Annotated in this window: 15 protein-coding genes; 3 read left to right on the top strand and 12 right to left on the bottom strand. The window is 55.3% G+C overall.

Annotated elements, in window-relative coordinates:
• Positions 1-94 precede the first annotated feature (94 nt).
• Together I6G90_RS17060 and I6G90_RS17055 are read left to right on the top strand one after the other, a co-directional pair.
• Positions 95-742, top strand: a complete 648-nt coding sequence (locus I6G90_RS17060; protein WP_042063761.1) for an AAA family ATPase — start codon at positions 95-97, stop codon at positions 740-742.
• Position 743: 1 nt separating this feature from the next.
• On the top strand, positions 744-1,112 hold the full coding sequence (locus tag I6G90_RS17055; RefSeq protein ID WP_197928451.1) for a CopG family transcriptional regulator: 369 nt from the start codon (positions 744-746) through the stop codon (positions 1,110-1,112).
• A gap of 715 nt (positions 1,113-1,827) precedes the next feature.
• Here I6G90_RS17055 and hemN read toward each other — a convergent pair.
• From hemN to I6G90_RS17035, 4 genes are all read right to left on the bottom strand, one after another.
• Positions 1,828-3,201: an oxygen-independent coproporphyrinogen III oxidase gene (gene hemN, locus I6G90_RS17050; protein ID WP_197928450.1), complete on the bottom strand. Its 1,374-nt coding sequence runs from the start codon at positions 3,199-3,201 to the stop codon at positions 1,828-1,830.
• A gap of 31 nt (positions 3,202-3,232) precedes the next feature.
• Positions 3,233-3,673, bottom strand: a complete 441-nt coding sequence (locus I6G90_RS17045) for a DUF2489 domain-containing protein (RefSeq protein WP_075111916.1) — start codon at positions 3,671-3,673, stop codon at positions 3,233-3,235.
• A gap of 11 nt (positions 3,674-3,684) precedes the next feature.
• Complete coding sequence (gene yihI, locus I6G90_RS17040) at positions 3,685-4,272, bottom strand: Der GTPase-activating protein YihI (protein WP_042063757.1); 588 nt, start codon at positions 4,270-4,272, stop codon at positions 3,685-3,687.
• Between the two features lie 838 nt (positions 4,273-5,110).
• Positions 5,111-5,728 (bottom strand): c-type cytochrome, encoded by a 618-nt coding sequence (locus tag I6G90_RS17035; protein ID WP_197928449.1) that lies wholly within the window; start codon positions 5,726-5,728, stop codon positions 5,111-5,113.
• A gap of 142 nt (positions 5,729-5,870) precedes the next feature.
• Between I6G90_RS17035 and yihA the strand changes: the two genes are divergently transcribed.
• Entirely contained in the window at positions 5,871-6,527 is a 657-nt protein-coding gene (yihA, locus tag I6G90_RS17030) for a ribosome biogenesis GTP-binding protein YihA/YsxC (RefSeq protein ID WP_005341943.1), read from the top strand.
• Between the two features lie 776 nt (positions 6,528-7,303).
• Here yihA and I6G90_RS17025 read toward each other — a convergent pair.
• The 8 genes from I6G90_RS17025 to dprA all read right to left on the bottom strand — a co-directional run bounded on the left by I6G90_RS17025 (position 7,304) and on the right by dprA (position 12,972).
• Complete coding sequence (locus I6G90_RS17025) at positions 7,304-7,564, bottom strand: DUF1488 family protein (protein ID WP_197928448.1); 261 nt, start codon at positions 7,562-7,564, stop codon at positions 7,304-7,306.
• Positions 7,561-8,382 carry a shikimate dehydrogenase gene (aroE, locus tag I6G90_RS17020; protein ID WP_197928447.1) on the bottom strand — a complete coding sequence of 274 codons (822 nt, stop codon included), beginning with the start codon at positions 8,380-8,382 and terminating at the stop codon, positions 7,561-7,563. Before aroE ends, I6G90_RS17025 begins: the two co-directional genes overlap by 4 nt.
• A 103-nt stretch (positions 8,383-8,485) precedes the next feature.
• Positions 8,486-9,394 (bottom strand): oxygen-dependent coproporphyrinogen oxidase, encoded by a 909-nt coding sequence (gene hemF, locus I6G90_RS17015; protein WP_197928446.1) that lies wholly within the window; start codon positions 9,392-9,394, stop codon positions 8,486-8,488.
• 112 nt (positions 9,395-9,506) lie between these two features.
• A complete protein-coding gene (locus I6G90_RS17010) occupies positions 9,507-10,067 on the bottom strand; it encodes an L-threonylcarbamoyladenylate synthase (protein ID WP_197928445.1) in 561 nt (186 codons plus the stop codon).
• 132 nt (positions 10,068-10,199) lie between these two features.
• Positions 10,200-10,703: a 5-(carboxyamino)imidazole ribonucleotide mutase gene (gene purE / locus I6G90_RS17005; RefSeq protein ID WP_042062405.1), complete on the bottom strand. Its 504-nt coding sequence runs from the start codon at positions 10,701-10,703 to the stop codon at positions 10,200-10,202.
• Positions 10,704-10,777: 74 nt separating this feature from the next.
• A complete protein-coding gene (locus I6G90_RS17000; protein WP_197928444.1) occupies positions 10,778-11,335 on the bottom strand; it encodes a DNA topoisomerase family protein in 558 nt (185 codons plus the stop codon).
• 55 nt (positions 11,336-11,390) lie between these two features.
• A complete protein-coding gene (locus tag I6G90_RS16995; protein ID WP_042062407.1) occupies positions 11,391-11,864 on the bottom strand; it encodes a DUF494 family protein in 474 nt (157 codons plus the stop codon).
• A complete protein-coding gene (gene dprA / locus I6G90_RS16990; RefSeq protein ID WP_197928442.1) occupies positions 11,857-12,972 on the bottom strand; it encodes a DNA-processing protein DprA in 1,116 nt (371 codons plus the stop codon). Before dprA ends, I6G90_RS16995 begins: the two co-directional genes overlap by 8 nt.
• Position 12,973 lies beyond the last annotated feature (1 nt).

Raw genomic sequence — 12,973 nt, 5'->3', positions numbered from 1 at the left:
ACACAACGAGAGGAGCATCACTCCTCTCGCCTTGTGATGAGGCTGGCCCCTCCTATACTGAAATCAGCGGTTTTCTCATGGATAGGGGAACGTCATGATCTTGTTGGTCGGTGGAGAGAAGGGGGGGAGTGGCAAGAGCTGCCTGGCACAAAATCTGGCGGTCTACCTCAGATCCCAATTTCAGGGGGAGGTGTTACTGGTCGATTGCGACCCGCAGCGCACCACCTCTGACTGGATTCAGGAGCGCAACGACAACCCGGAGCTGCCACAAATCAACTGCGTTCAGCTCTATGGCAATATTCGCAACGACTTGCTCAGCCTGAAAAACCGCTACGACTACGTCATCGTCGATTGCGGCGGACAGGACAACCGGGCACTGCGCTCCACCATGGCTGTCGCCACCCACGCCCTGATCCCCTTGCGCCCGAAACGCCGCGACCTCAAGACCCTGCCCCATATGGAAGATCTCATCACCACCTGCAAGATGGTCAATCCGACGCTCAATGCCGCTGTAGTGCTGACCCAGTGCCCCGCCCTGCCCAATCAGGTAAAACGCATTCTGGAGGCGAAAGAGGTCTGCGCCTCATTCGGTGTCGATGTACTGAACGCCATCACCTATGGTCGCAACGTCTACGACGACAGCGAAGAGAAGGGGCTGTCGGTGATGGAGATCGAGCCGGATGGCAAATCCGCCGAAGAGATCCGGGCCATAGCCAAAGAGTTCCTGCAAGTGGGGGTGTGAGATGGGTCTGGCCGATCTGAAGAAAAAGCACCAGCTGCATCACCAGAAGAAGTTCACCGTCGACGAATTTATCGAAGATGCAGAGTTCTACGCCAAGGGAAAACCCAAGGTGGTCAGCCTTGAACTGAGCCTGCATCGTGATGACGCCCTGTCGGCGCTGGCCTTTATCGAGAGTGGCGAGCACCTGAGGCCCAGTTACAAAAAGGCCACCTTCTCCATGAGTACGGCGGCCATCGACGAGCTGGGCAATCTGACCCAGCAAGATGGCATGAACAAATCCCTGTTGCTGCGCCTCTTTACCCACTACTTCTCTTCGCTTACCCCGGAAGAGCGCCAGACCATCTATGAACGACTCAACCAGCGCTCATAATTTCTCCATTCAGCCACTCTTTTTGTGCCTCGCCAACCCACCCCGAATGACCATCATCAGACTGCAGAATCTGTTTCCAAAGTAACCAAAAAGCCGTGTAAGAGATCTGCCATTCCATATGTAAGCCAACAGCCGAAAAGATCCTCGAGATAATCGGAAGATAGGATCTTAAAACATGAAGATGGCACACTTAACATCATGTTTATAAATGAATAAGTCGAAACACACCGCTTTCGGAACAGCTAATGACAAAAACGTTTTCCAATCTGACGTTGTAGCCGGTAAGAAAATCCTTATAGTTACTCATGCACGGACGCAATGAAGTCGGTCAGGAAGACTGGCTGCCAGGGTTGGGCAAATGGACTCACCACAGGATGTGGTAAAGGACACCTCCCAGGACGGAGAAAGTGCGACGGGACAGGATGACTCGTCAGGCCAAGATGGCTAAAGGACACCCCAAAGGATTGGGAAGGGGAAACCTAAAGGAAGAGGTAAACAGTCAGGGATTGCAGGGAGCAACTTCGTTCAAGGATATGAGCGATACGACTACCGGGGGCGACGCAAGTCGCCCCCATCTTTTTGTCTGCGTTTTACCACCCGATTACTTGCCTTATCGCGGGTCTTTCTTATTGCCAGACCCGCAGCTTAAGCAAAAATACATATGAAAGGGGCGCCACGATGACGCCCCTTTCTGTTTTCTGATCGGCAAACAAGCTTATATCACGCGAGAGAACTGCTGCTGACGCGCCTTGTTGCGCAGATAGACATCGAAGCACATGCAGATATTGCGGATCAGCAGTTGCCCCGTGGAGGAGACCTCCAGGCCATCCTCCGTCATTCGCACCAGCCCATCGTTGATGAAGGTCTGCAGCAGCTTGAGATCGTCGGCAAAATACTCTCTGAAAATGAGTCCGTGCGCCTGCTCGACAGCGGCAAAGTTCAAGCGAAAATCACAGATGAGTCGCTTGATCACCTCACGACGGATCAGATCATCCTGATTGAGCGAGCAGCCTTTCCACTGGGCATGACACAGCTCTTCAACCTGTGCGTAATAAGCCTTGAGCTCTTTCTGATTCTGGGAATAGGCATCACCGATCATGCTGATGGAGGAGACCCCCAGCCCCAGCAGATCGCAATCTCCCTGGGTGGTATAGCCCTGGAAGTTGCGGTGCAGCTTGCCCTCGCGCTGCGCTACGGCCAGTTCGTCATCGGGTTTGGCAAAATGGTCCATGCCGATGAACTGGTAACCCTGACCAGTGAGGAAGGCGATAGTGTCCTGCAGCATGGCCAGTTTTTCTTGCGGAGCAGGCATATCCACCTCTTTCAACTTACGCTGGGCGGCAAAGCGACTCGGCAGATGGGCATAGTTGAAGATGGAGAGGCGCGCCGGATCGGTCTTGAGCACCTCTTCCAGCGTATGGTGGAAGCTGGCACGATCCTGATGCGGCAGGCCATAGATAAGGTCGAGGTTGGTCGAGCGGAAGCCAAGTTCACGGGCCCGTTCCAACATGGCTTTAATAAAGTCGTTGTCCTGCTCGCGGTTGACCGCAACCTGCACATCCTTGTTGAAATCCTGCACCCCCAGGCTGATGCGGTTGAAGCCGACGTCTCGCAGCACATCCAGCATGGTAATGGCGATCTCGCGCGGATCGACCTCGATGCTAAACTCCCCCTCTTCGGCAAAATGGAAGTGCTCACGCAGCATGGCCATCAGGCGGCGCGTTTGCGCTTCGTCCAGATAGGTGGGTGTACCGCCGCCCCAGTGCAGCTGGGTGACCAGACGATGCTTGAAGAGCGGGGCCTGCGCCTTGATCTCCTGCTCCAGGTAGTCGAGGTACTCGTCAGCCTTGTGCTGATGGCGGGTAATGACCTTGTTACAGCCGCAGTAATAACAGAGCTTGTGACAGAAAGGGATATGCACGTAGAGCGACAGATTGCGCTCGGGATACTGGCCGGCAGCGCGGACAAAATCCGGATAACCGAAGCTCTCGTTGAACTCCAGCGCAGTGGGATAAGAGGTATATCGCGGGCCACTGTAGTTATATTTTTCGATCAGGGCCTGATCCCACACAATCTGTTCTGCTTGCACGCTCGCTTCCTCTCTTGTTGTTATTGTTGGCTCACCGACCTAACTGAAAATCCTTCAGTTGGGCCACATCCTTGAGGATCTGAGCTTCCAGCTCGGCCTCGTAGCCGCTGCGTTCGAGATCCATCTTCATCACTTCATTGCGTTTAAGTGCGCGTCTGGCCTCATGAGTCGGCATATCTTTCACCTTCTCATACAGCCCGTACAGACCCGGGAACTCGGCAGCGAACGCCCGCCCACCCTTGATCTGCAACGCATCCAGCAGATTGGTCAGCCGAATGGCGCCTTCGGAGTAATCGCACTGCCCCTCCTGCACTGCGTGGGCAATGACCCGCACGCTCTCCAGAATTCGCTCATTGCGAGCAGTTATCGCCTGCCACTGCATCGTTTGCTGTCGCCTCAGTCTGGCCAGCAGCATGCCTGCATAGATGGCCAACCCTGACAAAATCAGGCCGCCCAACAGGGCGGCCAGCATCCATCCACTCATCACTTTTTCTTCGGCTCAGGCTTGGGTTCCGGCTTGAAATCGACCTGGTTGAAACGATCCCACAACTCCTCTTCGGAGGCCGGCTTTTGCTCGTCGAACTCGGCGTCATCGCCATCATCAAACGGCAGCTCGTCATCTTCATCATCGTCGTTATCGATGATGCCCAGCTCATCCATCAGCTCCTGATAACGGTCGACGCGCTGATCAACCCAGGCCTGCTCGGCCGCTTCCAGGGTTTCACCGGCATCAAGACGATCCAGCAGATCATTCAAGCGGTCATCGTTTTCGATGGAAGCCAGCTCCTGCTCGGGGGTCATCACCAGCTTCTTCTCTTTCACTGCCTTGGGTGCTGCCGGCTTCTTCTGTTTGTCATCCACCACCAGTACCACCGGCTTGCGGGAACCGATACGCGGATCTTTGGACTGGCTGTTGCCAGACTTGTTGTTCGATTGTTCAACTTGCTGACGAGAACCAGCCTTCAGGCCCTTGCGCTTGGCAGCCCGTTTACGCTCACGACCTTCCTGAGCACTGACATCAGATTCTTTGCGCTTGCCAGTAGGCTTGCGAGTGGGTTGTTTGGCAGACATGAATGGCTAACTCCGAAAAATAACTGGATTGACCCGTACCCGGGATGATCTCACCCGGTGGGATACGATGCGAGGAACAGTAAGGCTGGAACAAGAGCAGGATCCGGCACCAATCCGGCCTAATCAGGCCACTGAACACCGCAGGATCGGTATCCTCTGGGCATGTTGCTGGTATTTTGACACAGAATGGCTAATCGGGTTAATGACCCAAAAGAAAAAAGGCAGCCGAAGCTGCCTTGATATGTTCATGCGGGCGCCATCCTGAATGGCAAAACAGTCTGTTTCGTCCTCTCCGTGACAACTTGTCGCCGCAGCATATCGTTGTGTGGTCATCCTGACCTTGTATTGGTCGTTCCTGAATGTGCGTGTGCCTGTTTGACCCGTCTCGACCGCATCCTGCCATCGTGCCGGGGAGTCTGCATCCCGCAACCCCATCCCGCTCCGGAGATGGTCACCATCCTGATCCTTCAAATCCCTTGCCAGCTCATGCGAGCCCATGGCATCCCGCCACGCCAGCCATCCTCTGCTCACAACATCCTGTTGTGAAACCGCCACCCAATCCGTGGGTGAATCCATTGAGCCTACTGTATCAACTCTATAAAACGGCTCAATCCACCCAAAAGATTCTCAACATCTCGAAAAATATCAATATTCACATAATCAATTGATAAGTAATGAATATTTAATATTTTATGCAATTTTATGAGCCTTGGCCTGCCTTGAGAATGGGAGATCTCTTACAGAACGGGGGGATTAAACCGAGAATTATCTGAAAACCATAAAAACAACGGGGAGCAAAGGCTCCCCGTTTCAACTCGAATCGACCGTATCGACTATATCAGTGCAGACCCGCCACATATTTGGAGAGGGCTTCGATATCCTGATCAGTCAGTTTCTTGGCAACGTCCCGCATCATGCCATTCGGATCGTTGTCACGTGTCCCGGCACGGAATGCGGTGAGCTGAGCCTTGATATAGGCAGGATGCTGGCCGGACAGGCTTGGATACTTCGCCTGTTCGACACCCGAGCCACGGGGACCATGGCAAGCCGTACAGGCTGCCAGACCGCGACTCATGTCACCGCCCATATAGAGTGCCTTGCCCGCGTCGACCACATCGTCAGGGACCGCGATCGGGGTAACCTTCAGGCTGGAGAAATAAGCCGCCAGGTCATCCATGTCCTGTTCCGACAAAGGTAACGCCATCGGCCCCATCACTGGCGCAACCCGGCCAATTTGACCAGAAGCGGCAGCCTTCAGTTCAACTAACTGCTTTTTGATATATGATGCGTGCTGACCAGCAATTTTGGGGTACATATCAACCAGGCTGTTTCCGTCCGGTCCATGACAAGCCGCACAAACGGCAGCCTTGGTCTGTCCCGCAGCGGCATCGCCCTTGGCTTGTACCATCCCCGTTACGCCAACCATCAGAGCAAGAGTAATGACTAGGTTCTTCATGGCGTTCCAACTTTTCGTTATTAGGCTTCCAGATCCCATGCCGCTGAAGGCATGTTAAAATAAACGCGTTTAAGCGACGCTATTTTACACCATTTTACAAAAAAGTAACTCTATAACCCTCTATCTCCATGGGGAATTTACGTTGGATACACAAACTCTGAATTTCAATAAGGTGCATTTTGTGACCAGCGCACCCGACATCCGTCACCTGCCAAATGATGGGGGTGTCGAGATCGCGTTTGCCGGCCGTTCCAACGCCGGTAAGTCATCTGCATTGAACACCTTAACCAAACACAAGAACCTGGCGCGTACCAGTAAGACACCCGGTCGTACCCAGCTGATCAACCTGTTTGAGCTGGAACCGGGCAAGCGTCTGGTCGACTTGCCGGGTTATGGTTATGCGCAAGTTCCGCTGGAAATGAAGCTCAAGTGGCAAAAGTCACTGGCAGAGTATCTGCAGCGCCGTGAGTCATTGAAAGGTCTGGTGATCCTGATGGACATCCGCCACCCGCTCAAAGATACCGACATGAACATGCTGGAGTGGAGCTCACACCGTCAGTTGCCCGTCATGCTGCTGCTGACCAAGGCCGACAAACTGAGCCCGGGTCCGCGCAACAACCAGGTGATCAAGGTGCGGCAAGCCGTTGCCAACCTTGGTTCCCAGATCCAGGTTGAAGCCTTCTCCTCCCTCACCCATATCGGTGTGGAGAAGCTGGCGCAAACCCTGACCGAATGGTACGTCAGTGGTGACGATACCGACCTGCTGGACGCTGACGAACAGCAACCTGTCGAGGAGTAATCCACTCCTCGCTTTCCTTGCAATTGGCGGAGCACTCCTCCGCTGATTGAAAGGGTTTCAGATTGCCGCTTTCACCTGCCTCACGACTAATACCCCGCATTCGTCTCCCCTGTTATATCCATTACCGCTTACAGTTCATATAGATAGATCGTTAATTCATGGCAGGAATTAACTTAAGGAGGCGTTGATAGCGTTTTCAAATCTGTTCTTTCAAAACGAATAAGAATTACAAAAAGAGACCAAAATGAAATTTAATTACAGAACCTAACCAGAAGGGATAAAAATGAGGCCGGACGACAGTGATGCCATCCAGCCTGAAATAATAAGTTCAAAAAATTGGGAAGAAGCTGAATCTTGAGTACCAGACGACAGGTATTCCTCAAGAAGCAGCCTCATTCTATCAAATGCATCGCCAATTTAAAGCATTTACTCTAAATGGCGCGCATAAAAAAACACCCCGACGAGAACCTCATCGGGGCAGCTATTCAGCCACATTCAATTACGTGAAATAAAAGGTCTGAAAGATAGAACATCTTACCTCTGTACCCTACGCAGACAACTGTACAGCAAAGCAGCAGAAAGTGAAAGTAATTTATGTAATTTAGTTTCACAACTTACAGATTAAGAAAAAATCTTTTATTTTCATGCAGATAAAAAAATCCCCAGTACGAATACCGGGGAGTTATAAAGGTGACTAGCTAGCACTTCCTCAACTATCTAGTTAGTCAGCGCCATTTCAAAGTAGTTCCGCTACAAAACAAAAAAACTTTGAAAAATCAGAGGTAGATAGCGCCATCTTCAGCAAACTCTTGTTCTTCAATGAGTTTTTCAGCCATATCTTCAATATCAAAGCGTACGCTTTCGAAGGCTCTGACGATGTCATCCTCCCTCGTCAGCGCCAGACCGGTCATTTTCTCCAGTCGCCGCTGGCTGATGTAGCAATCTATCAGCGCCCCCATCTGCTGGGCGGGAAAACGAACCCGCTGTTCGCCAGCCTGCCACTCCATCAGATCGGGAAACAGAATACCCTGGTTCATATCACCCCCAAGTTACGCTTCAATTCTCTCAATACCTGTTTAGTCCCGGGACGAATTCCGCGCCACACGGTAAAGGCTTCGGCGGCCTGCTCCACCAGCATGCCGAGTCCATCCATGGTTTGGCGGGCCCCCTGCTGTTTGGCCCAACTAATAAACGCCGTATCCGATGAGCCATACATCATGTCGTAGATGGCAATATCGGCGTGGATCAGGGCGGGTGCCAACGGCGGCAGCTCCCCTTGCAGGCTGGCGGAGGTAGAGTTGATGATGAGATCGAACGGCGCAGCCAGCTGCTCATAGGTCTGGGCAGTCACGGGCCCCAGATCGCAGAATTCGGCAGCTAACTGCTGCGCTTTTGTGTGCGTACGGTTGGCAATCACCAGCTCGCTCGGCAGATCGGCCAGCAGCGGCGCCAATGCACCACGAGCCGCTCCGCCTGCACCCAGCAGCAGGATCCGGCTATCCGCCAGCGTCACACCGTGGGACTTGAGATCGGCAACCAATCCGGCGCCATCAGTGTTATCCCCCAGCAACACGCCATCATCGGTCAGCTTGATGGTATTGACCGCGCCCGCCCGCTTGGCCCTTGGGCTCAACCGATCGACCAGAGTGAATGCCTGCTCCTTGAAGGGAACGGTGACATTGCACCCCTTGCCCCCTTGGGCAAAAAAGGCCCGCAGGGTTTGGGCAAACTCGTCGACGGCGGGTTCAACCAGACCATACTCCAGCTCTTGCTGGGTTTGTCTGGCAAACAGGGTGTGAATGAAGGGGGACTTGCTGTGGCGCACCGGGTGGCCAAAAACCAGATAACGATCCATCAAAGAGTTCCATCAGAGGGCAATATTCCGATTTAACGGTTTTTCGCTCTCGGGAACAAGCCGAATATCGGCCAGCAAAAAGGGGCCATCATGGCCCCTCGGGTCACTGCCACTCTCGCGGCGTGAGGTAATCGGTGTAGAGCAAGGCTTCAGGAGTGCCCGCCTGTGGCTGCCAGTCATACTCCCAACGTGCCAGCGGTGGCATCGACATCAGGATCGACTCGGTACGTCCACCGGTCTGCAGCCCGAACAGGGTGCCCCGGTCATACACCAGATTGAACTCCACATAACGACCGCGACGATAGAGCTGGAACTCCCGCTCCCGCTCGCCATAGGGCAGTGCCTTGCGTCGTTCGATGATCGGCAGGTAGGCATCGAGATAACCCTGACCGACCGCCTGCATAAAGGCGAAGCAGTCGGCAAAAGGCCAGCGATTCAGATCGTCGAAGAAGAGACCGCCCACACCCCGTGTCTCATTGCGATGCTTGAGGAAGAAGTAGCGATCGCACCAGGATTTGAACTCGGGGTAGATCTCATCACCAAACGGCTGGCAGAGATCACGGGAGACCTGATGCCAGTGCTGCACATCCTCGGCAAATGGGTAGAAGGGCGTCAAATCGAAGCCACCGCCAAACCACCAGATCGGCTCTTCGCCTTCCTTCTCGGCGATGAAGAAACGGACGTTAGCGTGGCTGGTCGGCACATAGGGGTTGTGCGGATGGATCACCAGCGATACTCCCATCGCCTCGAACTTGCGACCGGCCAACTCGGGGCGATGTGCTGTAGCAGAGGCAGGCATGGCATCGCCATAGACATGGGAGAAGTTGACGCCCCCCTGCTCGATCACCGCGCCATGGCGCAGCACGCGGGTACGACCGCCGCCACCGCCTTCACGGCTCCAGGCATCTTCCACAAAGTGTCCACTGCCGTCGGCCTGCTCCAGACCACGGCAGATCTCGTCCTGCAACTGCAACAGGAAGGCCTTGACCTGGGCCACATCCGGTTTGCTCATCTTGTCTCCAGTCAGGCAGGATCGTGAACGCCCTGTCCATTTTTATAGTTAAATCAATCCGGTGAGCTCACCGCTCAGCGGATTGATGGCAAATCATGACGCATCCGCCCGCTCAGGAGGGGCGAATAATGGCGCCGGTACGGGCGTCCTTGATCTCGGATGGGTTGGCTTGACCACCCACTTCACCGGGCAGGATATAGGCTAACTTGCTTGCCAGCCGCTCACCAATATCGGCCACCCGACGGGCAGGCTCCTCACCGGTCAGGTTGGCGCTGGTAGAGACCAGCGGCTTGCCAAAGGCACGGCACAACGCCTGCACCTGAGGATGGGCCGTCACGCGCACCGCCAGGGTATCGAACTGCCCGGTCAGCCAGGCCGGCGTCGTCGCTCGGGCAGGCATGATCCAGGTAAAGGGGCCGGGCCAGCTGGCTTCAACCAGAGCCAACTGCTCACCGCCAAGCTGACTCAGATCGATGTAATCCTGCAATTGCGCCACGTCGGCAGCAATCAGGATCAGCCCCTTCTCCACCGGACGCTGCTTGATGGCCAGCAGTCGCTGCACCGCAGCTTCGGAGTCGGGATCACAACCCAGACCAAACACCGCCTCAGTCGCATAAGCAATCACCCCTTCCTGCTGGAGGGCGGCAACTGCCTGTTCAAATTCATTTGGCATAGGAAAAATGCGGCAGCCTGGCTGCCGCCTCGTCACTTGGTAGCAAGTTGAATCCGTATGGCGGCGACCATGGCAACGTGACGTGTTGCTGTAGACAGAAAATACGACACTTCCGGATCGCCACCCGTTCACTTACTTGAGTTGAGCCTGCAGGGCGGCATCCTTGGCCATCACCTCTTCGGCATTCTTCTGGCGTTCGGCCCGAACCTTGGCCGCCAGTTCATCATCGGCTACTGCCAGCATCTGGGCTGCCAGATAACCCGCGTTCTTGGCACCGGCCTTGCCGATCGCCACGGTCGCCACCGGTACACCACCCGGCATCTGCACGGTGGAGAGCAGTGCATCCAGCCCCTTGAGCGGGCCGCCATCAATGGGCACCCCGATCACAGGACGAGTCGTGATGCCGGCTACGGCACCCGCCAGATGCGCCGCCAGACCGGCAGCACAGATAAAGACCTTGCAGCCACGGGCCTCGGCATCGGTCACATACTGATGGGTCGCAGCCGGCGTGCGGTGCGCGGAGGTGACTTTGACTTCCACTGCGATATCAAATGACTTGAGCACCTCAAGGGTGGTCTGCATCACGGGGAAATCAGAATCAGAGCCCATCAATACGGCAACAAAGGGTTTAATCATGGTGGGAATTTCCTTACTCCAAGTGGGGGGTTGAAGTTCGCCGAAAACGTTTCAATGCGGTTGCGGCGGCGGGATTATACCTGCTCACTTTGGTGGCCGCATTTCTTTTGCGGACAGATCCAACGCAGAGTTCCCCTCACTTTTTTCTCTACCATGATGCCCCAGCCACACGCTGGACAAGGCATGGGGATCGGTTTGTCATTAACCACATATTTGCAGTGTGGATAGCCATCACAAGAGTAAAACTGCTTGCCGTAGCGGGAGGTCCGGCTCACCAGATGCCCCTTGCCACACTCGGGGCAGAGGATCTGGGTATCGTCGCTCTCCTGCAGGGATTCGATGTGCTGACAAGCCGGATACTGGGTACAGCCAACAAACAGACCGTAACGCCCCTTCTTGATCGCCAGCGGCTCTCCGCAGTCGGGGCAGGCAGAGCCTTCGAGCACCTTTTCGATGTCGCGACCGGATGGCGTCAGGGAACGAATGTAATCACAGGCAGGGTAAGCAGAGCAGCCGAGAAAGGGACCATGTTTGCCCTGGCGGATCACCAGCTCGGCCCCGCACTGCGGGCACGGCTCGCGCTCGAAGGCATGTTCGTGGGCTGAAAAGAGGTGATGATCGATTTTTGACATGGGCCGCGCCTTGAAATCCAGATGGCCTGAATTCTACCAGCGCGGCACCGGACTGTCAGTGGATGACGCCGTCTGACTCATCAAACACCAGCTCTTCCATCTGCTGGTAGGCATTTTCACTGCCCGGTACGTTAAACAGCACCATCATGACGACCCACTTCAGGTCATCCAGCTCGATATCCGGCTTGTCCAGCTCGAGCAGGCGCTCGATACAGATCTCGCGGGTTTCGGCATTCAGCACCTGGGCCTGTTCCAGAAAGAGCAGGAAGCCGCGGCACTCGGTGCTGAGGCGTGCCAGCTCTTGCGGGGCATAGATACGCATCGAGCCTTGCGCGCTGGCGGTGACATAGACCTCCCGCTCGCTATCGTGCAGATTGGCCAGTCGCTCCAGCCAGTCGAGCGCCTTGTCGATTTCGGCTTTATCGAAACCGGCCCGGCTCAGCTCGTCGGTGAGCTCATCCTGCTCGACCATCACATCTGCATCGCTGTGGATGTAGGTCTCGAAAAGGTACATCAATACATCAAACATGATTCGCCCTCCTCGCTCTGACGTATCCACCGGCTACCGCTATCACTGCACCGGCCAGCTCCAGCTCTACCAACCTGCCCAATACCACTTCGACAGGAAGCTGGGCCCGCTCGGCAACGGTATCCACGCTCGTGGTCTCATAATCTACGTTATCCAACAAATCGGCATAAGGCAATTCGCTATTATGCGGTTGCTCAGATGATGTAACCGACGGATGTGGCCGTGTGACCAACTCTGGCAGCTCTTCCACTATATCGGCCGCACTCAGCACAAGTTTGGCTCCCTGCTGAATTAATCTGTTGCACCCTATCGCCTGGGCATTTTGCGGGGCGCCAGGAACAGCAAACACGTCGCGCCCCTGCTCCAGCGCATAGCGGGCGGTGATCAGCGAACCGCTCTGCTCGGTCGCCTCCACCACCAGGGTTCCCAGCGACAGACCACTGATAATACGGTTGCGACGAGGAAAATGTTCAGCTAGCGGCCCTTTATCCGGCGCCAGCTCGGAGATAAGCAAACCACCCTTTTCCAGAATCTGGCCAGCTAGCCCTTGATGGCGTTTGGGATAGAGACTGTCGAGCCCCGATCCCAACACAGCAAGGGTGATACCACCACAAGCCAGCGCCTGCTGATGGCAAACTCCATCGATACCAAGCGCAAGGCCCGAGGTGATGGCTAATCCGCATCCAACCAGCTCGCTACAGAGACGGGACGCATTATCCTTGCCTGCGTAGGTGGGATGGCGCGTCCCCACCATCGCCAGCTGAGGCAATGACAAGGCGGCGAGATCGCCGCGACAGTAGAGCAACAAGGGGGCAGCGGGGATCTCCCGCAGCAAAGAGGGGTAAACCGGGTGATCTTGCGGAATAAGGACGTTGCCAGGCAAAGCGGCCCAAGCTAGGCTCTGCTCGACAAGCGGCGAGGGCCAACGCAGTTGCTTGATCTGCTCTGACGATAGCCCCATGCCATGCAGTTGCGCTTCATCGCACTGGAACAGGGCATCAATGCTTCCCCCGACCCGCTCCAGCAGGCGGGTTGCGGTCACCGGACCGATACCGGTAACCGCATCAAGGGTTAACCAGAGCGCCAGGCGCTCGTCGGGGTAGCTCACG

The sequence above is a fragment of the Aeromonas allosaccharophila genome, assembly GCF_016026615.1.
GTDB classification, from domain to species: domain Bacteria; phylum Pseudomonadota; class Gammaproteobacteria; order Enterobacterales; family Aeromonadaceae; genus Aeromonas; species Aeromonas allosaccharophila.
Note: the sequence above shows the minus strand (reverse complement) of the source record. Positions and strands in the feature narration are given on the sequence as shown.

Bases quoted from the DNA above. Each gene is read 5' to 3' on its own strand.
- I6G90_RS17055 (WP_197928451.1), top strand. From the start codon at position 744: ATGGGTCTGGCCGATCTGAAGAAAAAGCACCAGCTGCATCACCAGAAG.
- I6G90_RS17060 (WP_042063761.1), top strand. From the start codon at position 95: ATGATCTTGTTGGTCGGTGGAGAGAAGGGGGGGAGTGGCAAGAGCTGC.
- hemF (WP_197928446.1), bottom strand. From the start codon at position 9,394: ATGAGCAAACCGGATGTGGCCCAGGTCAAGGCCTTCCTGTTGCAGTTG.
- I6G90_RS17045 (WP_075111916.1), bottom strand. From the start codon at position 3,673: ATGCTGGCCGCCCTGTTGGGCGGCCTGATTTTGTCAGGGTTGGCCATC.
- purE (WP_042062405.1), bottom strand. From the start codon at position 10,703: ATGATTAAACCCTTTGTTGCCGTATTGATGGGCTCTGATTCTGATTTC.
- I6G90_RS17010 (WP_197928445.1), bottom strand. From the start codon at position 10,067: ATGCCAAATGAATTTGAACAGGCAGTTGCCGCCCTCCAGCAGGAAGGG.
- I6G90_RS17025 (WP_197928448.1), bottom strand. From the start codon at position 7,564: ATGAACCAGGGTATTCTGTTTCCCGATCTGATGGAGTGGCAGGCTGGC.
- I6G90_RS17035 (WP_197928449.1), bottom strand. From the start codon at position 5,728: ATGAAGAACCTAGTCATTACTCTTGCTCTGATGGTTGGCGTAACGGGG.
- I6G90_RS16995 (WP_042062407.1), bottom strand. From the start codon at position 11,864: ATGTTTGATGTATTGATGTACCTTTTCGAGACCTACATCCACAGCGAT.
- yihI (WP_042063757.1), bottom strand. From the start codon at position 4,272: ATGTCTGCCAAACAACCCACTCGCAAGCCTACTGGCAAGCGCAAAGAA.
- aroE (WP_197928447.1), bottom strand. From the start codon at position 8,382: ATGGATCGTTATCTGGTTTTTGGCCACCCGGTGCGCCACAGCAAGTCC.
- I6G90_RS17000 (WP_197928444.1), bottom strand. From the start codon at position 11,335: ATGTCAAAAATCGATCATCACCTCTTTTCAGCCCACGAACATGCCTTC.